The sequence below is a fragment of the Clostridium muellerianum genome (genome assembly GCF_012926525.1).
GTDB classification, from domain to species: domain Bacteria; phylum Bacillota; class Clostridia; order Clostridiales; family Clostridiaceae; genus Clostridium_AM; species Clostridium_AM muellerianum.
The window spans coordinates 267,054-287,395 of sequence record NZ_JABBNI010000036.1; the positions used below are offsets into that span (position 1 = coordinate 267,054).

A 20,342-nucleotide genomic window follows, 5' to 3' on the forward strand; every position below is an offset into this window, starting at 1 on the left:
ATGTTCTGAATCATTATTCAATTAATATTGATTATATATAAATAAATTAAATTTTTCTGCTAAGAATGATACAAAAAACACTTTATGTAATTTATAATTATATTTAAAGCTGAGTTTTAAATTTAGCTATACTTTCTTCAAGGTTTTCTGCTAACTTATTCAATTGCTCAGTATGAGAATTAAATTCCTCTATCATAGCTAGAGTCTCTTCGGTACTTGCTGACATTTGCTCTGTAGAGGCACTAGTATGTTTTGATGAAGTGTAAATATCTTCTATAATCTTTACCATAAAATTCTTATTATCAACCATTTCCTTATTTAAGTTATTTACTTGTTTTGCTTCATTATAAAGCCTTTGTATATTTGAAGATATATCTTCAAATATACTTTTAGTATCATTAACTGCATTATTTTGTTCTTTAAATATTTGTTCATTTGAACTAATAGAAGCTACTGCATTTTTTGATTTTACTTGTATTTTCTTAACAAGATTCTGTATCTTACTAGAAGCTGCAGCACTTTCCTCTGCCAATTTTCGCACTTCTTCTGCAACAACTGCAAATCCCTTTCCTGCCTCTCCAGCTCGTGCAGCTTCTATAGAAGCATTAAGTGATAATAAATTAGTTTGTTCAGAAATTTCATTAATCGCTTCACTTATAATTGCAATTTCCATAGAACTATTATCAACCTCCAAAACCATTTTAGTAAGTCTTTCTTCTGCAGCAATTGTGTTTTGAGTTTTATCTGTTAATGTTTTTACTGTATATATTCCTTTTTCATTTATTTCTTGTGTTTCTTTTAGCATTTCTCCTATTACACTGATAGAGGTAGATACATTTTCAATATTTTCAGCTAAATGAGAAATGTGTTCTTCACTCTTTTCAGTACTACTTACTTGAGATATGCTTGCTTTTGATATTTCGCTTATATTTATAACTGCATCATTTGTAGCTACCTGAGTTTGAGCTGCTGTTTCTTTCAATGATGATGATTGCTCTGTTATAACCTTTGAATATTCTTTAACCTTATCTACTAATGTGCTTATACTTAAAGTCATATTATTATATCCTTCACCAATTTCTGAAAACTCATCTTCTGTTTTTATATAAACCTGTGCGGTTAAATCACCCTTTGAAGATTTCCTTAATACTTCTTTTAGTTTATCTAAATGCTTAATAACCATATTAGTACTTACATAGGATGCTATTATTAAAGCTATTATTATTGTTATAATGCCTATAATTATCATAAACTTTTTTATTGAAACCGCACCCTGATTCAATTCAGATACCGGTAAATTACATATTACCTTCCAATTTGTATTAGGCTCTGTCTCAAAAGAAGTTATATATTCTTTTCCATCTGTTTTGGTTCTCAAATTCCCTTCAGCTTTTTTTAAACTATCAAGTAATTCTGTACTTTCAACTAATTTCCTAATTTTTTTCTTATCAGAATGTATAAGTATTTCTCCATTGCTGTTAGTTACATAAACAAATCCTGATTGTCCTATTTTTATTCCATTTATCTTTTTTATCAACTCATTAAGATTTATATCCATAGCCACAGCACCATACATTGTTCCATTTCTCTCTATAGCCTTTGATAAAGTTACTACTGTAATGGGTTCTTTATTATTTTTATTATTATCTAAATAGGGTTTTGTCCATAAGATTTTGTCTTGAGAAGCAGCATTTTTATACCATTCTGATGTAGTAGGATCATATGTTTTTTTCTCTGCATATAAAGCTTTTACTTTTCCTGAATACATATTTTTATTTCTTGTAGCTATATATGCTGCTTTTACATTGCCATTTGAATCAACCAAATTACTAAGCATAGCTCTCATTGTTGAAACCTCTGGTTTGATCAGCATAGTATCTGAAGCTTCTCCACTTTCTTCACTATTTACCATGTCTACAAAAACAGGACTTTTAGCCAGCAGAGTTTCTGTTTTATTAAGACTAGATGTAAATTCATTTAATGAATATTCTATTTGCTTATTTATTTGAACAGTTTCTGACGTTTTTTGCATTTTAAGAGTATTAAAAACTTTTAGGTAGGATGAAATTCCCAAAATAGTAGCAGGCACTATCATGATTGTAGTAAAAATTAAAAAAAGTTTAGTCTTTACCGATTTAAATTTTATTTTTTTCATTGGGTTACCTCCAAATCTTACTTTTATCAGTTATCAGTATATAATATACATTTTAATAACATATTTTTTTATGTTAATTTCTTGTAAAAAATATTTTAATCATTAGTGAACAATTATATGATTTAAATAAATTATAGAGAAAATATTGTATTTCCTTATGCTTTTTTTCTTTATATATTGATATAAGATTTCTGCTCAAAAATTTATTATGTAAATTTCGTTTAAGTTTAATATGCTTTAGGATATAATAAAAATAAGTGTGAATAGCTGAAGGAAGGTGTTTAAGCTGATTAAAAAATTACCATATGGTCAAAGTAACTACAAAAATTTAGTATATGATAATTATATATATATAGATAAGACAGAATATATTGAAAGACTAGAAAATTTTCATTCAAGTTATATAACTTTTTTAAGGCCAAGACGTTTTGGAAAAAGTCTTTTTACTTCAGTTTTGGCTAATTATTATGATATAAATGAAAAGGATAATTTTGAAAAATTTTTTGGAGAAACCTACATAGGAAAGAATAGTACTAAAGAAAAAAATAGTTATTATATTTTAAAGTTTAATTTTACAGGATTAAATACAGATACAGAAGAAGGGCTTAAAGAAACCTTTATAAGAACTATAAAAGATTCTTTTGATAAATTTATTCAAGTATATAATTTGGATATAAGTTATATACAAGAAGGCAGTGCCGCAAGCATATTCGAAAATTTTCTTACCCAGGTAAGTTTTAAAATCCAAAGCCCAATGTACGTAATAATAGATGAATATGATCATTTTGCAAATGAACTTTTAAGCTTTAAAACAGATTTATTTTCAAATGTAGTGAGTAAAACAGGCTTCGTAAGAAAATGGTATGAAGTATTAAAAAAAGGTACAGAATCCATAGTGAAAAGAATATTTATGACAGGTGTAAGCCCTATAACTTTAGATAGTTTAACCAGTGGTTTTAATATTGCAATGGATATAACAAGATATCCTGCTTTTAATGAAATGATGGGATTTACTAAAGAAGAAGTTATAGGACTAATAAATAATGTAGTTAGAAAGCCTCTAAATAAAATTGAATTAGAAGAACTTTTACAGGTACTTCAAAAGAATTATAATGGATATTTGTTTTCAGAAGAATGTGAAAAGAGATTGTTTAATAGTGATATGATTCTTTATTATATGCAAAGTTATGTGGATTCAGGTAAAGGACCCAAAAGTTTAATAGATAGAAATATAGCAAGTGACTATGGAAAACTAGGTAAAATGTTTGATTTGAAGAATAAAAGTGCCAATATGCAGGTATTGGATGATATATTAAAAGGAGAAAGAATTACCTCAAGAATAACAGAGGGGTTTTCTTTAGAAAAGGATTTTAGTAAAGATGATTTTAAATTATTGCTCTTTTATTTGGGAATGTTAACAATAGATAAAATAGTTTTAGATAGATCTATATTAAAAATTCCTAATTATGCTATAAAAGGTCTTTATTTTGAATATTCTGGTAAAAAGCTTAATGAAGCTATAGATTATGAAATAGATGTATCGGATATAGAAGATTCAATAGCAGAAATAGCTTTAGAGGGTAAAAATGAAAGCCTCATAAAAATAGTTGAAAAAACCTTAAATAAACTTTCCAATAGGGACTACATTAAATTTGACGAAAAGTATGTAAAACTAATATTTTTAACTTATTGTTTTTTAAGTAAAATATACTTAGTTAAGTCTGAATATGAAGTTGATAATGGATATATTGATGTAGCACTTTTAAAACAGGCAAATATGGAGCCAACCTATTTTGCAATATTTGAACTGAAATATATAACAAAAGCAGAGTATGAAAGAGAAGGAGAAAAAATAGTAGAAGAAAAAACAAAGGAAGCATCAGCACAACTTAAACAATATTCTAAGTCAGAAGAACTAAGTTCACTGCCTAATTTAAAAAAGTGGGCATTAGTATTTGTAAATGATAAATGTGTAGTTAATATGGAAATATAGACTTCTATATCAGGTGATTTTTAAGTTCAGATTGAATTTGGTTTAAGGCAAATATAAATTAATTTGAGATAGGGGTGAGATTAATAGATAGGCGTTTTAATACCACTGGTATTTGTATTCCACATTTACACTATATGGTTGATATAACCAATAAGCTTAAGAAGATTGAAGCTATGGTTAAAAAAGGTGACTATTTTGTTATAAATAGACCGAGGCAGTATGGTAAAACTACTACAATGTATATGCTGGAACAAGCGTTAAAAGATGAATATTTAGTTTTAAATATTAGTTTTGAAGGCTTAGGAGACAAAGTTTTTGAAAGTGAGTCGGATTTCTCAGCAGTTTTTTTAAAAGTTTTAGCTAAAGCTGCAAAGTACCAAGATAAAGAAATGAGTGATTTTATACTTCAGCTTATAAGTGGTATAAATAACTTTGAACTTTTATCAGAAAGTATAACAGAACTTATAGAAAAAAGTGAAAAAGAAGTAATTCTTTTAATTGATGAGGTTGATAAAAGTTCTAATAATCAGCTGTTTCTAAGTTTTCTAGGCATACTTAGAAATAAATTTTTATTAAAACAGCAGGGTAAGGATAAAACATTTCATTCAGTTATTCTTGCAGGTGTTTATGATATTAAAAATCTTAAGCTTAAAATTAGACAGGATGATGAGAAAAAATATAATAGCCCATGGAATATAGCAGTAAAATTTGATGTAGATATGAGTTTTAATTCTGCAGAAATAGCTACTATGCTAAAGGATTATTGTGAAGATAAAAATATACAAATGAATATTTCTAAGATTTCAGAGAACATTTATTTTTATACTAATGGATATCCTTTTTTAGTAAGTAGGATTTGTGAAATTATTGATGAAAGTCAGTTGGAGTGGAATAAAGACAGTATTAGTAAAGCAGTAAAGGAATTGCTTCAAGAAAATAATACACTTTTTGATGATTTAGTTAAAAATGTTGAAAATAACAATGAACTTAGAGAATATATTTTTGATCTAATAATTAATGGTAGTGAAAAAACTTTTAATATTGATAATCCAATTATAAGTTTAGGTATTGTGTTTGGTTATTTTAAAAATGTTAATGGAAGAGTGAATATATCTAATAGAATTTTTCAGGAGAGACTTTATAATTATTTTTCTTCTAAGCTGGAAAATAAGACAGATATGTCTAATTATAATTTTAGAGATAACTTTATAATAGATAATAAATTAGATTTTGAGAAGATACTTTTAAGATTTCAACAATTTATTAAGGAACAATATAGTTCTATTGATTCAAAATTTATAGAACGAGAAGGTAGACTTCTTTTTTTATCCTTCATAAAGCCAATAATAAATGGAGTAGGTTTTGACTTTAAGGAAGTTCAGATTTCAGAAGAAAAAAGATTAGATATAGTAGTTACATATCTTTCTAATAAATATTTAGTAGAATTGAAAATATGGAGAGGTATTGAATATCATAAAAAAGGATTAAAGCAGCTTAAGGATTACCTGGATATTCAAGGTTTGGATAAGGGATATCTTGTTGTTTATAATTTTAATAAAGATAAAGAGTATAAGGAAGAAAAGATTGAGTATGAAGGAAAAGAAATATTTGCAGTATATGTGTAGGAAGTTTTATCCGATCGCTACCATTGCTAATACCCCTATCTTCTTTAAGTGGGGTATAAGCACTGCTACGCGCCTGGATAAGTTCTTCTAAGACTCAGATGGGTAAAATGCCTAAATGGCATTTTACGAGCTCTGCTCCGGTAAGAGGTATTTCTCACAAGCAAACTCCACCTGAGTCTAAGAATCACTTGATGAAAATAATTAAATTTTCCATTTACCAATTGACATAATATGCATTATCATTTAATATTAAACGAGAGACAAGTATGTGTGTTAAAATAAACTAAAGAGTCACATAACTGGCGGAAGTGGAGTTTACCACAGGGAGTGTGATTTATAAAGTATGAATGTCGACCGCCTGGGCAAATGTCCAGGGGGTTTTATGTTTTTTGATAACGCCTGGACATCTCTAATTAAAACTAAATAGAAATTTCAATGTAAAGTTATCTAATTTTCTCAGGTTTTAATTATAGAAATTATTGAGAAGACAAAAATAAACAAAAATTAGAGATGGAGGTATTTTAAAATGGGTTTTAAATCAGATATCGAAATAGCACAGGAATGTAAGGTGCAGGACATAAGGAAAATAGCTTCTAAAGTAGGTATTTCAGAAGATGACATTGAGCTTTATGGAAAATATAAGGCTAAAGTAGATTACAACTTATTAAAGAAAACTCCAGGAAAAAACGGTAAGCTAATTCTTTGTACAGCAATTAATCCAACACCAGCAGGTGAAGGAAAAACTACTACATCAATAGGTGTGGCTGATGCTTTGTCGAAATTAGGCAAAAACGCAATAGTAGCATTAAGAGAGCCATCACTAGGACCTGTATTTGGTATAAAAGGTGGAGCAGCTGGCGGTGGATATGCACAGGTTGTTCCTATGGAAGATATCAACCTACATTTTACAGGTGATTTTCATGCAATTGGAGCAGCTAACAATTTATTAGCTGCAATGATAGATAATCATATATATCAAGGAAATGCTTTAGACATTGATCCAAGAAGAATAGTTTGGAGAAGATGTGTTGATATGAACGACAGACAATTAAGATTTGTTGTTGATGGCATGGGCGGAAAAGCTAACGGAATGCCAAGAGAAGATGGATTTGATATTACTGTTGCTTCAGAAATAATGGCCATATTCTGCTTAGCTAGTGATATAACTGATTTAAAAGCAAGACTTGCTAGAATAGTTGTAGCATATACAAGAGCAGGAGTACCTGTAACAGCTGGACAAATAAATGCTCAGGGCGCTATGGCAGCATTACTTAAAGACGCATTAAAACCAAATCTAGTTCAAACTTTAGAGGGAACACCAGCTTTTGTTCATGGTGGACCTTTTGCAAACATAGCTCACGGATGTAATTCAGTAATAGCTACAAGAATGGCTACTCATTTTGCAGATTATGTAGTTACAGAAGCGGGTTTCGGTGCTGATCTTGGAGCAGAAAAATTCCTGGATATAAAATGTAGAATGGCAGGACTTAAACCAGATGCAGTTGTAATAGTTGCTACAGTAAGAGCACTAAAATATAATGGTGGAGTGCCAAAGTCTGATTTAAATAATGAAAATTTAGAGGCTCTTGAAAAAGGACTTCCAAATCTATTAAAACATGTTGAAAATATAACTAAAGTATTTAAATTACCAGCAGTGGTTGCAATAAATGCATTTCCAACTGATACACAAGCTGAATTAAAATTAGTTGAAGATAGATGTAAAGCTCTTAATGTAAATGTTAAATTATCAGAAGTTTGGGCAAAAGGTGGAGAAGGTGGAGTTGAAGTTGCTAAGGAAGTAATAAGATTAATAGAAACAGAAGAAAACAACTTCCAATTTGCTTATGATACAGAACTTCCAATAAGAGAAAAAATAAGAGCCATAGCTCAAAAAGTTTATGGTGCTGATGATGCAGTATTTACAGCACAAGCTGAAAAAGAAATTGATGAATTAGAAAAAAATGGATTTTCCAAAACCCCAATATGTATGGCAAAAACTCAGTATTCTTTAACTGATGACCAGACTAAACTTGGAAGACCAACAGGATTTAAAATAACTGTAAGACAGGTAACAATTTCAGCAGGGGCAGGTTTTGTTGTTGCTTTAACTGGAGCAATAATGAAAATGCCAGGACTTCCTAAAGTTCCAGCAGCTGAAAAAATTGATGTTAATAAAGATGGAGTGATAAGTGGACTATTCTAATTTTATTTAGTGTAAAACCACTAATCTAATTCTATTTAATATAAAACATTAGCTTGTTGATAGATGTATTTTACCAACAAGCTTTTTTATTTTGTTTAAAAAAGGATTTTTTATAGATGGTGTTTCTTTATATATTTTTTTAAATGGAAGAACTAAAACATCTGAGTAAATTTTTAAAATATTTCAATTATTCTGTTAAATAGTAGTGACATTTATTTATAAAAATATTATAATGATATTATAAAACAATAAAAAACATACATAATTTAGATCTTTTAAGAAAAGTATGATTTTATGGCTGTTCCATAGTGTAACCATATTATTAGAAATGCATATTAATAAGTGAAAGGAAGTGGTTTTCATGAAAAACTACAATAATGAAGATAAAAAAAATGTGGAGGCTGCTAAAAAAGGTAAAAAAGCAGTGAAAAAGATCAGAAGAAGGGAATCTCATAGATTTTTATTTGATATGATTGGTGCTTTGTTTACTAGAGGTTAAGGTTTTAAATGTAATACAGAATAATGATTATAATTATTGGTATTTAGCAAGATTTAAAACTTTACTGTTTTTCACTTAAAATAAGGATTATTAACTTAGCTTTCACAAATACAAAACTTTAACTTAATGTAATTAAGCATAATGCGAAGTATTATTTTTGAGGGAACATAGGGATGATTCACAGAAGACAGTGAAGGGGGATTTCTTTTCAGATACACTACGAAAAATCTTTAATTTAAAAGCAACTCCTGCTCTTTTATTTTTTTAGATACTTTTTGAGTAAGCGATGTTTTGCATTATCAAAGCAAGCTATAAATATCAATTAATTTATAATAGAATATTAAAAATTATAGTAACAGGTAAGTTTAAATGCTTGTTACTTTTTTCTATTTAATCAGGCATCTAAAATCTATGATTTTCAGATGATCACTTACTCATCCGACAAAGGAGGAGGAGTTTCATTTAAGCAGGTATCCAAAATCTATGATTTTGTGATATTCGCTTACTCATCCGACGAAAGGAGGAGGAGTTTCATTTAAGCAGGTATCCAAAATCTATGATTTTGTGATATTCGCTTACTCATTCGACAAAGGAGGAGGAGTTTCATTTAATAATCTGGGTATAATTAAAATAAGAGAAAAGTTATTTAATAAAATATTAAAAAAAATGGAGACTAAACTTATTAAGATGATATAATAAAGAGATTGGAAAAATAGAAAGTAAATATAGTATATATAAAATAACTCAACTTTCGTAGTTTAAGCAAATTGAGATAAAACCTTTTTTGTGTGTGAAAGTTCAGTTAAACAATTAATAAATTTGGAGGATTTTATGTCTAAGGAAAAGTTATTAATACTTGATGGAAACAGTTTAATGAATAGAGCGTTTTATGCATTACCACCATTAACTAATTCTCAGGGTATACATACTAATGGAGTATATGGTTTTGTAACAATGCTTTTAAAGATGAGAGAGGAAATAAGTCCTGATTATATAGTGTGTACTTTTGATAGAAAAGCTCCTACATTTAGGCATAATGAATATAAAGATTATAAAGCAGGCAGAAAAAGAATGCCTGAGGAACTGGCAGAGCAGTTTCCTATAGTGAAAAAATTATTGAATATGCTTTCTATAAGTATATTTGAAATTGATGGATTTGAAGCAGATGATCTCATAGGAACTTTATCTGTATATGCAGAAAAGAAGGATGTAGAAGTTTATATAGTTACAGGAGACAAAGATGCTCTTCAATTAGCTACAGATAATGTAAAAGTTGTTATAACTAAAAAAGGAATTACAGAAAAAGAAATATATGATAGAAACAGAATGATTTCAGAATTTGAAGTTACACCAACTCAGTTTATAGATGTAAAAGGTCTTATGGGAGATAAATCAGATAATATACCTGGTGTTCCAGGAGTAGGTGAAAAAACAGCTTTTAAGCTTATAAAAGAATATGGAAGCATAGAAAACGTATTGTCTAATATAGATAATATTAGTGGAAAAAAACTAAAAGAAAATTTAGAGCATTTTAGCCAGCAGGCTATATTTAGTAAAAAACTTGCTACAATTATGCTTAATGTTCCTATAGAAATAGATTTAGAGGAAATAAAGTCTAAGGAAAATTATGATGTAGAAGGTGTAAAGGAATTATTTATAGATCTTCAATTTAAATCTCTTATAGATAAAGTAATAGATGAAAAAAGATTACAGGAAGAGATTGATAGAGAAGATATTAAAGTTGATTTTAAAAATATAAGTACTATACAGGATTTTAAGAAGCTTGAAGAAAATATAAATTTACTTGCTAAAGATAAAATTTTGTATGTAACTTTTAATATTGTAGATGGCAATGTTTATTCAAAAAGTTATATTGAAAAGATGTTCTTAAGCATGGAAAATGAAAATTATGTGGTAGAACTTCAAAAAATATATGAAGAAAATAACCAAGAAACATTAAATATTCTTAAAAATATATTTGAGAATGATAAAATAGAAAAGGTAAGTCATGATGTGAAAGTGCCATATACTGTATTTCACAAAATGGGAATAAACTTTAAAAGTGTAAAATTTGATACAAAAATAGCAGCTTATTTAATTGATTCTTCTAGAGGAGAATATGAATTAAACTCTATTATACAGGATTATCTTAAAATAATGCTTCAAGGTGAAGAAGATGAGCTTAGAATAAAAGAAAATTATCTTTTAAAAGATGTTTTTGAAAAATTAAGTAATGAGATAAAAGAATTAGGCATGGAAGAACTTTTATATAAAGTTGAACAGCCACTTACTTTAGTATTAGCGTCTATGGAATATGAAGGCTTTAAAGTTGATAGGTCAAAGTTAGAAGAATTGGGAGAAAAGTTTAAAATAGAAATAGATAAACTTCAAAAGGACATATATGACCTAGCAGGAGAGGAGTTTAATATTAATTCTCCAAAGCAGCTTGGGAAAATATTATTTGAAAAGCTTGATTTACCTGTAATTAAAAAGACAAAAACAGGATATTCAACTAATGCAGAGGTTTTAGAACAACTTTTAGATAAGCATCCTATTATAGAAAAAATAACTTATTACAGACAGGTTAGTAAGCTTTATTCTACATATATTGAAGGATTAAAAGCTGTAATTGATGAAGATTCCAAGATACACTCCAGCTTTAATCAAGCAGTTACTACTACAGGAAGATTATCAAGCACAGAACCTAATCTTCAAAATATACCAATAAAATATGAAATGGGTAGAGAAATAAGGAAAGTATTTGTACCTGAAGATGAAAATTCAATAATACTTTCAGCAGATTATTCACAAATAGAGTTAAGAGTGCTTGCACATATAGCGGATGATGAAAATTTAATAAGTGCTTTTTTAAATCACAGTGATATTCATACTAAAACAGCATCAGAAGTGTTTAAAGTACCTATAGATCAAGTTACTAAGCTTCAAAGAAGTAATGCTAAGGCTGTAAATTTTGGTATAGTTTATGGTATAGGAGATTTTAGTTTAGCTAAAGATTTAAAAATATCTAGAAAAGAAGCTAAAAATTATATAGATACTTATTTTGAGAGATATCCAGGTGTAAAAAGCTATATGGATAATGTTATAAAGCAGGCAGAAGACAAATTATATGTAAATACTATAATGAATAGAAGAAGATTTATACCTGAGATAAAAAACTCTAAAAAGATGATAAAAGCTTTTGGAGAAAGATTGGCTATGAATACGCCTATTCAAGGAAGTGCTGCTGATATAATAAAGATGTCTATGGTAGATGTATACAATACTTTAAAAAGCAAAAGTTTAAAAAGTAAAGTAATACTTCAAGTACATGATGAACTTATTTTGAATGTATATAAAGATGAGCTTGAAGAAGTAAAAGAGTTAGTGAAAAATCAAATGGAAGATGTTATGAAATTAAGAGTACCTTTAGAAGTAGATATTAATATTGGAGACAATTGGTATGAAGCAAAATAATTTTATCTAAACATAAAGGGGTTGGCATTTATGCTTAAAATAGGCCTTACTGGTGGAATAGGAAGTGGAAAAAGTACTATTTCTAAAATGCTTAAGGAAAAAGGGTTTAATATTATAGATGCAGATGTTGTAGCTAGAGAAGTTTTTAATATATATCCTGAAATTACTCTAAAAATAAAGCAGGAGTTTGGAGAAAGCTTTTTTGATGAAAATAACGCATTAAAAAGAAAAGAATTTGGGAATTTTATATTTGCGTCTCAAGTAAGAAGAAAAAAGTATGAAGAAATAATTTTGCCTTTTATTCAAAAAGAGATATTTAACAGGATGAGTCGATTGCATGAAGAAGGAAAAGAATTATGCATACTTGATGCAGCTACTCTTATAGAAAATGATTTACATAAATGCATGGATGTAAATATATTAGTTTGGGTAGACACTTTCACCCAATTTGAAAGAATTAGAAATAGAGATAAGTTGTCACATAGTGAAATTTTAAATAGAATAAATTCACAAATGTCTTTAGAAGAAAAATCTAAGGTTGTAAATTATTCTATAGATAACTCAAAAAGCTTAGATAATACAAAGAAGGAATTAGACAAAGTTTTAGAAGAGATTGGCAGAAATTTTAGGGGGGTGAAGTGCCTTAATAATTTAGGCACAAATTAATTGAAGGGTATTAAAAGAGCATTAGCTTTTATAGCGTTAATAATATTACTAATGAATGCAAAAAATATAGTTAAATATTTTTATCCATTAAAATATGCAGAGAGTATAGTTAAGTATTCTTATAAATATGATTTAGATCCTTATTTAGTAGCAGCAGTTATAAAAACGGAAAGCAATTTTAATAAAAATGCAAAATCAAATAGAAATGCATATGGGCTTATGCAAATAACTCCAGATACAGCAGAATGGGCAGCTGAAAAAATGAATGTAAAAAACTTTAAAACAGATATGCTTAATGATTCTGATTTTAATATAAAAATGGGATGCTGGTATTTGGATAATTTAAAAGATGAGTTTGATAATAATGTGGATTTAGTATTAGCAGCATATAATGGTGGAAGAGGAAATGTTCAAAAGTGGCTGAAGAGTGCAGAACATTCTTCTGATGGAAAGAAACTTCAATACATACCGTTTAAGGAAACGGACAAGTATGTAAAAAAAGTTAAAGTAAATTATAATGTATATAAGTGCTTATATAGTAAGGATAAAAGAATGCAAAAGGATAAGAGTAAGTAACTCTTATTTTTAAGAGGACAGTTGACAGATGACAAAGGACAGTGAATGTGAGTTTTCTTCCTTATGTCAGAAAACTAATTTATTTTTTTAGGCTTGTTTTGCTAATGCAAAATATCGCTAGCTTATATAAATTAAAGATTTTTCGTAGTGTAGCGGAGAAAAATCCTCCTTCACTGTCCTCTGTCAATTGTCCTCTAAAAGGTTCGGCCGCATTATGCTTATATTAAGTAATAAATCCTATTTTTTCATCAATAATTGTTGAAAACAATTTATTGACGAAGATAAAAACACATAGTATAATAGTCATAGTTGCAAAAGACAGTAAACGATAATATGCAGGAGTGGCGGATGCGCACATTTGTGAGTACGCAGACTCTGTGATAGAAATATTGAACAGCGTTAATAAGATACTTAAAGCAAGTTAATGCGAAGGTGGCGGAATAGGCAGACGCACTACTTTGAGGGGGTAGCGAGTAACATCGTGTGGGTTCAAATCCCATCCTTCGCACCAAACATGAATTGTCAGGGAAGCATATTGCTTCTCTTTTTTTATGCCACAAATTACTTTTTTTACTTACATTATATTTGCAGAGGAAAATGACCTCTTAATGGCTTATTCTATTATTCATAATCATTCATCCTATTGTTAGCACTAAGCAAAGAATTTGATGAATAAAGTAATATTACTGTAATGTTTAATTTAGGTATGCTTAAGAACTTTACACCAGCTTAATTAAAAGTATTACTGTCTATAGTAAGCAATATGGACGATAATGGTGAGACTTTCTCTTCCATTAGGTATATCAGTGAGGTTACAGGAGTAGCGCTAAATGCTGCAGGCACTGCTATAAAAGAACTATTGGAATTAATTATGGTGTCTATAATAACAAGAAAGATCGAATGCACATGATCTAGGAAAAGAGTAAATGTAATTTTTAGGTTGATACAAATAACCCAGTAATTGATGAAGAAACTAAGACTATTATTTATATTGTAATCACAGAATCTAGGAAAAGATGTGCAAAACCACAGTATCCTGCACCAACAATAAGGCTAATATCTGGCTGGCTAAGCATTTAGTCAATTCAAATATTAAGTAATAAAATTGAAACAGTAGCTTCAAAGAGGTACAAACTTGATAATTTAGAAGAGGATTTAATGTTGTAACGTGGGGAAAACGTTTTTTTAATATTATTTATCTTTTATGTCACAAGCTTGAAATTACTCCTACATGATTTTTGAAAAGAGAGAAATTAAGAGGAGATTCTTGTGAATTGCAAATTAAGTAAAAAATACAATTCAGAGCATTGCAATAATTACTGTTACCTTTACTGGAGTAAACAGGTACTATTAAATAATAGATTTTCCACTAAATGGCTGTAAAAATTTGTTGCTTTATAATATTCCATATTGGCACAATGCATTTCAAAGCATATTATTTAAACATAGTGTATTTTAAAATGATTAATGTTTATATAAAATATAGAAAGTGAGGAAAAAACCATGGATTTAAGTTTTGACAAAAGTGTTATAGAAGTTGAGATTTCGACTTATGCGTTAGAAGCTGCAAAAACTAAATGGGGCTGGCGAAGTAAAAGTTTAATAAGTCAAGTTCTAGAGGCTTCGTTAAAAAAAGAGTTAGGAATAGAAAAAGACGATAAAAATTATATGGAAAGTCTTAGAGATAAATTAGAAAATGATATTATTAAAAATGGGGTATCTGATAGTACAGAAATTTATAGTTTTGAGGTTGATAAGTTATCAATGATGTTTGGGATGGATTTACCATATAGTCCAGAGATTAATATTGAAATTATTAACACTGAAAGAATTTCTTATATACGCTTCAAGGGGAAGGAAACAAGTAGAGCTTTTAGGGATTATCTAAGTATGGCTTTAGATAAAATAAATGGCTCTAATGGTATAAAAAAACTTTATGTATCGGTTGCTGAAATAAAAGTACCACTTGAAGGTACTTTAGAGAGTATTGATGATGATGTTTTTAAAATAGTTTCTCGAATTAAAGAAACTTTGCAACATATTTATAATGCTTTATGTGAGGTGTACAGAAAAAAGTCAAAAGTTCTTTTCTAAAAAGTAAAGTAATAGGGCAAAGTAGTAACAATGAATAGACTACTTGCCCTATATTATATCCCTATTGGCATGAATTAGTTGTTTAAAGCTGTTCCTTTATCATAGCCTAATCTTAAATCGTAAAGTACCCCTGCTCTACTATTACCTGAATTATCGGTTGTAAATTCTAATTTATCAATCCCGGTTACATCTATTTCAAAATAAATAAGCTCATCTCCTCTTTGAGGATTTACATTTAATAATTCCTTTCCATCTCCACATATTTTTATTAATGAGCCAGATCCACTTATATCATCTGGAGAAGCGTAATATCCAGTTAACTTTCTCATCTTTTTCCCCAACAAATAAGTAAAATCATCTGGAACGGCAGTACAAGAAAAATTTATTCCATTATTTAGTGAATAACTTTTTTGTCTTACTTGTGCCTTATAGCTACTATTAAATGCAATTAAGCCCAAACCAAGTGTTTTATCGTACATACCTTTACCGTTTTGAAAATCGCTAAAATTAATGTATTCTAGGTCATTAGTATCTTGTGTTGTGAAATTCAGCTTGATTCTTTTTCCATTATTCAAAAAAAGTCTTAAGGAATATTTTGTATTACTATCGTAATTATTAACGGGAGTAATCTGTATTTGTTTACTATTTGAAGTGGGATGTAGGTTAACACTAACTGGAATATATGTATTTGTCTGCTCATTTTCGATTGTTATTCCATCAATCTTATCTGGAGTAACATCTTGATTAAAAGTTAACGTCCAAGTTTTATCTAGTGCTATATTAGTTCTATCAGGAAGAGTACGCCATGTACCTGTGTCAGAAGCATGTACTGGTATACTTACTGAAAATATGATAAAGGATATTGCTAGTGAACTGATTTTTTTTAAAAGTTTCATAGAAAAACCTCCCAAATTTATATAATTCAACATATATATTCAACATTTTCTTATAAAATCCTTTAATAATTACAAAAAAACACATATTACGATTTTTTAACTCTAAGTATTCTATTAAGAATTTTATGAAATAAATAATAATAATGAAAAAAACAATGGTTGTAAAGTGTACCCAGTAACGGATAAGATAGCGAAACAGTGAATAGTAGGTTTTAACTGTGTTATGACGATTACACATAGCTTACTGCAAATTTTCTTCTCATATGAGAAAAGCAGTTCTGTAAAAGAAACTGCTTTTACTCATTATTTTGGGAAAAATATTCCGAAAGGTGAAGGAGATGGAATGTAAAAAGTTGTAAAAGAAGTTTTGAATAAGTTCACTACAAAAATGGCAGAATATATTGCTCCTCCAGAAGATGTTTCACTAGTGGAAACTCTAGAGTATAAACAAGACCCTGCTAATTATGACAATAAAGATAAGTCAGAGGAGAAACAGAAGAATCTCCAAATGAAAATATGAAATATGGAAAAGATTCGTGTTTAATGAAGGATTTAGAAATAGTATGTTGAATAGTATATTTACGGAATGTAGTACAAGAAGTTGATAAAGACGTAATTTAGAAGAAAGGTGCTATATGAACAAGGAAAAAATCATTATAGTAATTAAAACGACAATTATAATTGTTGCTTTGGAAATAATTAACATTAAGGAATGCCGAAAAAATGCATACTTAAAGTAAAGAAGCAATAGCATCAGCCTAAGAAATGAAAGAACAAATAAGTTTATATAAGGGGGATAAGTTATGTTTAAAAGTAAAAATACTATGATTACTCTAGTTACAGCTTTTATTGTAATAGTATCAATATCTTTTTTTGGTTATCAAAGGTTCAGTATAAATAATAAATATGAAAATATTATAAGTGAAGCCAATAAGGCAATGGGTAGTGAACAATATGATAATGCAGTAAAGCTTTATGAAGAAGCTATGAACTATAAAAAAGATGATAATACTAAAAAACAAATTGATTTAGCGATAGTATTAAAACAATCTAAAAGTATTTATGAATCTGCAATGAAACAGATGGCTAATAAAAAATATTTAGAGGCTATTGATTATTTTAATAAAGTAAGCAAGCAAGATAGTAAAAGATATAATGAATCACAAAGTAAAATTGCAGAGTGTAAAAAATCATATATTGATTATAACCTCAAGAATGCTAACGATAGTTTGAAAAATAGTAAATTCAGTGAAGCAAATAACTATATAGATCTTGTCTTAAAACAGGATGCTAATAATGCTGATGCTAGAAAACTAAAAGATGATGCTGCACAAGCAGCTAACATTAAGGCGAAAGAAAACACTAGTGCTTTGGGAGATAAAATAATGCTTACAGAGGATCAAGCTTTTGAATTGGTTAAATCTAAGGTGAAAATAAATGAAAAACAAGAAAGATTATTTAGGTATTCTGATTTTAAAAATGCGCCTAAGATAGCAGATGATTGTCCTTATTATTTAATAGTAAAAGATGCGATTACACCTAGTGGCGATGAAGATTTTACAGAAGCAGAATATCAGGTAGATAAGCATTCTGGTAAAATTAAGGAATGTATTCAAGGTCAATGTAAAGAAATAAATTAAATTTAAAGTTGCTTTCAAATTTATGTGTTAAAATCTATATTTATTTAAAATATATTTATTATTTTCGTCTGGAATTTTAGAAGAGATTAATACTTTTGCTGTGTAAATATGATAATTATTATTCAGATGAATTTTTCGTCGGATATAGTCCTTGTAGAGGATAATAGTATGCATGATATAACTAAAAAATACACAAATGAGCATCTAATTTAGTTAAGGTTAGATGCTTTCTTTGTATTCTAACTGAAATGTTTCTAGGTATTAATTCAGAGTATATATACAGCTTTTTCATTAAGGAAGTTCTAAAAAATATGTGAAACTTAATAAAGTTTTATTAAGTGCTGCAGAGTATAAATGTAATTTAGCAGTATGTAGAGCAGGAGAATCAGAAGATATCTTAACTGAAATTTTAAAATTTATGATACTGGATTATGCAAGAAAGTTATTGACTAAGTAATTTTCAACCAAGTATAATAATGCTACACAGAGTGTACATCAATACATTGCTACTGTGTGTAATACATATAATGAAACAAGGGAGGGGTAACAGTGTCAAACATAGATGTATACGGTTATGTGAGATTGAGCAGAGATGATGATAAAGAACAGAATTCACTTAATAATCAAAAGAAGATAATAATAGATTATGCTTCAAGAAAATCTTATAATTTAATTAAGATATTTGAGGATGATAATGTCTCGGGAATGACATTTGATAGAGAAGGAATTAACGATTTAAAGGATGCAATTGAGGATAGAACAGTACAAGCTGTACTGGTAAAAGATTTATCGAGGTTGGGAAGACATAAAGCTTATTCCTCCTTGTTTATGGAACAACTTAAACAAATAGGGATTAAGGTTATATCAATTACTGAAAATATTGACAGCTTTGACGAGAATGATGATTTAGTAATTGGTGTAAAGCAGATACTTAATGAGCAATATGCTAAAGACATAAGCAGAAAAATTAGAAGTGCCTTTAAGCAGAAACAAAAGGAGGGATTAGTTATAATTCCACCTTTTGGATATGAGAAAAATAAATTTACAAAAGAGATTACAATTAAAAAAGAAAGTGCTGAAATAGTAAGATTGATTTATAAGTTATATGCTGATGGTTACGGTACAAAGAAGATAGCAGAGCATTTGACAGTAAGCCACTATCACACACCTTCATGGTATCAAAAGCAATCTATGGGTAAGACTTATCATGCAGGAAAGAAATGGATTGGACAAGATATTTGGAGTGACCGAACTGTTTCAAGAATATTAGAGAATGATGCTTATATTGGTACTTTACGCTGTGGCGTATCATCAAGATCTGTAATATATAAATATAAGAAGGAATTGCCAAAAGAGGAACATGTGGTACATGAAAATTATTATGAGCCTATAATTGACAAGAGTTTATGGAGTATTGTACAATCCATTCGAGCGAACAGGTCAAAGAATAATGTTAGGGCTTCTAACAATACTAAAATTCACAGATATGCAGGGTTATTATCTTGCAGTGACTGTGGAGCAAGTTTTGTAGCGAAAAAGAGAAAAGACTACGTGGAATATGTCTGCAATGGGTATCACAGGTTTGGAACTTCTGTCTGTACGTCACATAGGATAAGAGAAGAGAAACTGGATAAATTTGTACATGCTTATTTGGACAGAGTGAAAGATGTAGCTGAAATCAACTTACAGAGAATAGACCAATTCATCAAAGAATGGAATTACAGAAAAAGAGATTACAATAAATCTATTGAGAATATCCAGCTACAGGTAATTGAGCTCAAAGATGAAATTAAGGCTTATGCTAAACAGTTGGCAAAGGAACTTATTAGCGAAGAACTGTTCCAAGAGTTGACACAGGAAACTAAAGAAAAGATTAAACTTCTTGAACAACAGTGTAACTCTCTAGAAGAAGTGAAGGAAATTAACAGAGAAGCTAATCAGGGAATTATTTATAGTATAGCCATGTTGAAAGAGATAATAGCTGGTGGAGAAATAACCAATGCTCAAATCCAAATGCTATTTAATAAAATGTCAATACGAGAGAATGAAGATGGAACTTTAAGTATAGATGGTACCTTAAATGCTCCGTTTAAGCAACATATCATGCTGGCATAAAATATTAAATTTTAATTGAAATGTTGAATTTATTATGATAAAATACACTCATGGGAATGATGAACGGACGTATTGTAAAATGATGTTTTAGATGAATTGAAATGTTAATTTGCAATAGTTTAAGATGCAATTTTTGTGCGTACGTTTGAGTAATCGTACGGGTTCAAGTCCCGTTTTCTACACCATGAATTTGTATAATTTCTGAAATATTCGACAGACTCTATATTTTGAACCTACATTACTAAAACGGGAGTTCAAAATTTAGATGCAGATATGTACTTCCTTGTGAGACCTTTTGACGGCTTTGGGATTGATAGAAACATCTGTGAGGGCACCCACCTATCAGAGAGATAGGTGTCAAAATTAGGGTAACGGTATTTTGGATTTTAATTTAAAAGCAGAGAGA

15 protein-coding genes, 1 tRNA gene, 1 other RNA gene and 1 riboswitch are annotated in these 20,342 nt (G+C 28.9%); of the genes, 15 read left to right on the plus strand and 2 right to left on the minus strand.

The window, feature by feature from the left end:
* Positions 1–103: 103 nt before the first annotated feature.
* A complete protein-coding gene (locus HBE96_RS17475; protein ID WP_169298995.1) occupies positions 104–2,155 on the minus strand; it encodes a methyl-accepting chemotaxis protein in 2,052 nt (683 codons plus the stop codon).
* A gap of 277 nt (positions 2,156–2,432) precedes the next feature.
* Between HBE96_RS17475 and HBE96_RS17480 the strand changes: the two genes are divergently transcribed.
* The 9 genes from HBE96_RS17480 to HBE96_RS17520 all read left to right on the plus strand — a co-directional run bounded on the left by HBE96_RS17480 (position 2,433) and on the right by HBE96_RS17520 (position 15,285).
* Complete coding sequence (locus HBE96_RS17480) at positions 2,433–4,148, plus strand: AAA family ATPase (RefSeq protein WP_342590195.1); 1,716 nt, start codon at positions 2,433–2,435, stop codon at positions 4,146–4,148.
* Positions 4,149–4,231: 83 nt separating this feature from the next.
* Positions 4,232–5,773, plus strand: coding sequence for an AAA family ATPase (locus tag HBE96_RS17485; RefSeq protein ID WP_169299042.1), 1,542 nt, complete (start codon positions 4,232–4,234; stop codon positions 5,771–5,773).
* 285 nt (positions 5,774–6,058) lie between these two features.
* A riboswitch (ZMP/ZTP riboswitch) is annotated at positions 6,059–6,144 on the plus strand.
* 155 nt (positions 6,145–6,299) lie between these two features.
* Positions 6,300–7,976: a formate--tetrahydrofolate ligase gene (locus HBE96_RS17490; RefSeq protein ID WP_169298996.1), complete on the plus strand. Its 1,677-nt coding sequence runs from the start codon at positions 6,300–6,302 to the stop codon at positions 7,974–7,976.
* A gap of 361 nt (positions 7,977–8,337) precedes the next feature.
* Positions 8,338–8,475 carry a hypothetical protein gene (locus tag HBE96_RS17495; RefSeq protein WP_169298997.1) on the plus strand — a complete coding sequence of 46 codons (138 nt, stop codon included), beginning with the start codon at positions 8,338–8,340 and terminating at the stop codon, positions 8,473–8,475.
* 831 nt (positions 8,476–9,306) lie between these two features.
* Positions 9,307–11,949 (plus strand): DNA polymerase I, encoded by a 2,643-nt coding sequence (gene polA, locus HBE96_RS17500; RefSeq protein WP_169298998.1) that lies wholly within the window; start codon positions 9,307–9,309, stop codon positions 11,947–11,949.
* 30 nt (positions 11,950–11,979) lie between these two features.
* Positions 11,980–12,615, plus strand: a complete 636-nt coding sequence (gene coaE, locus HBE96_RS17505) for a dephospho-CoA kinase (RefSeq protein WP_169298999.1) — start codon at positions 11,980–11,982, stop codon at positions 12,613–12,615.
* A complete protein-coding gene (locus tag HBE96_RS17510) occupies positions 12,616–13,191 on the plus strand; it encodes a lytic transglycosylase domain-containing protein (RefSeq protein WP_169299000.1) in 576 nt (191 codons plus the stop codon).
* A gap of 426 nt (positions 13,192–13,617) precedes the next feature.
* Positions 13,618–13,702 (plus strand) — tRNA-Leu (locus HBE96_RS17515).
* 992 nt (positions 13,703–14,694) lie between these two features.
* Complete coding sequence (locus HBE96_RS17520; protein WP_169299001.1) at positions 14,695–15,285, plus strand: hypothetical protein; 591 nt, start codon at positions 14,695–14,697, stop codon at positions 15,283–15,285.
* A 74-nt stretch (positions 15,286–15,359) separates the two neighbouring features.
* On the opposite strand, the gene HBE96_RS17525 is transcribed toward HBE96_RS17520, so the two are convergent.
* Positions 15,360–16,181 (minus strand): Ig-like domain-containing protein, encoded by an 822-nt coding sequence (locus HBE96_RS17525; RefSeq protein WP_169299002.1) that lies wholly within the window; start codon positions 16,179–16,181, stop codon positions 15,360–15,362.
* 223 nt (positions 16,182–16,404) lie between these two features.
* Between HBE96_RS17525 and HBE96_RS26770 the strand changes: the two genes are divergently transcribed.
* From HBE96_RS26770 to ssrS, 6 genes are all read left to right on the plus strand, one after another.
* Positions 16,405–16,530 carry a hypothetical protein gene (locus HBE96_RS26770; protein WP_281064361.1) on the plus strand — a complete coding sequence of 42 codons (126 nt, stop codon included), beginning with the start codon at positions 16,405–16,407 and terminating at the stop codon, positions 16,528–16,530.
* Between the two features lie 39 nt (positions 16,531–16,569).
* The gene (locus tag HBE96_RS26775) at positions 16,570–16,701 is read left to right on the plus strand and encodes a hypothetical protein (RefSeq protein ID WP_281064362.1); all 132 of its coding nucleotides are present in this window, start codon (positions 16,570–16,572) and stop codon (positions 16,699–16,701) included.
* 283 nt (positions 16,702–16,984) lie between these two features.
* On the plus strand, positions 16,985–17,821 hold the full coding sequence (locus HBE96_RS17530; protein ID WP_169299003.1) for a hypothetical protein: 837 nt from the start codon (positions 16,985–16,987) through the stop codon (positions 17,819–17,821).
* A gap of 313 nt (positions 17,822–18,134) precedes the next feature.
* The gene (locus HBE96_RS17535) at positions 18,135–18,278 is read left to right on the plus strand and encodes a hypothetical protein (protein ID WP_169299004.1); all 144 of its coding nucleotides are present in this window, start codon (positions 18,135–18,137) and stop codon (positions 18,276–18,278) included.
* A gap of 92 nt (positions 18,279–18,370) precedes the next feature.
* On the plus strand, positions 18,371–19,936 hold the full coding sequence (locus HBE96_RS17540; protein WP_169299005.1) for a recombinase family protein: 1,566 nt from the start codon (positions 18,371–18,373) through the stop codon (positions 19,934–19,936).
* Positions 19,937–20,131: 195 nt separating this feature from the next.
* Positions 20,132–20,326: non-coding RNA, 6S RNA (gene ssrS, locus HBE96_RS17545), on the plus strand.
* Positions 20,327–20,342 lie beyond the last annotated feature (16 nt).

Excerpts from the sequence above, each read along its gene's own strand:
- HBE96_RS17475 (WP_169298995.1), bottom strand. The coding sequence starts at position 2,155 with ATGAAAAAAATAAAATTTAAATCGGTAAAGACTAAACTTTTTTTAATT.
- HBE96_RS17490 (WP_169298996.1), top strand. The coding sequence starts at position 6,300 with ATGGGTTTTAAATCAGATATCGAAATAGCACAGGAATGTAAGGTGCAG.
- HBE96_RS17495 (WP_169298997.1), top strand. The coding sequence starts at position 8,338 with ATGAAAAACTACAATAATGAAGATAAAAAAAATGTGGAGGCTGCTAAA.
- polA (WP_169298998.1), top strand. The coding sequence starts at position 9,307 with ATGTCTAAGGAAAAGTTATTAATACTTGATGGAAACAGTTTAATGAAT.
- coaE (WP_169298999.1), top strand. The coding sequence starts at position 11,980 with ATGCTTAAAATAGGCCTTACTGGTGGAATAGGAAGTGGAAAAAGTACT.
- HBE96_RS17520 (WP_169299001.1), top strand. The coding sequence starts at position 14,695 with ATGGATTTAAGTTTTGACAAAAGTGTTATAGAAGTTGAGATTTCGACT.
- HBE96_RS17525 (WP_169299002.1), bottom strand. The coding sequence starts at position 16,181 with ATGAAACTTTTAAAAAAAATCAGTTCACTAGCAATATCCTTTATCATA.
- HBE96_RS26770 (WP_281064361.1), top strand. The coding sequence starts at position 16,405 with ATGACGATTACACATAGCTTACTGCAAATTTTCTTCTCATATGAGAAA.
- HBE96_RS26775 (WP_281064362.1), top strand. The coding sequence starts at position 16,570 with ATGGCAGAATATATTGCTCCTCCAGAAGATGTTTCACTAGTGGAAACT.
- HBE96_RS17530 (WP_169299003.1), top strand. The coding sequence starts at position 16,985 with ATGTTTAAAAGTAAAAATACTATGATTACTCTAGTTACAGCTTTTATT.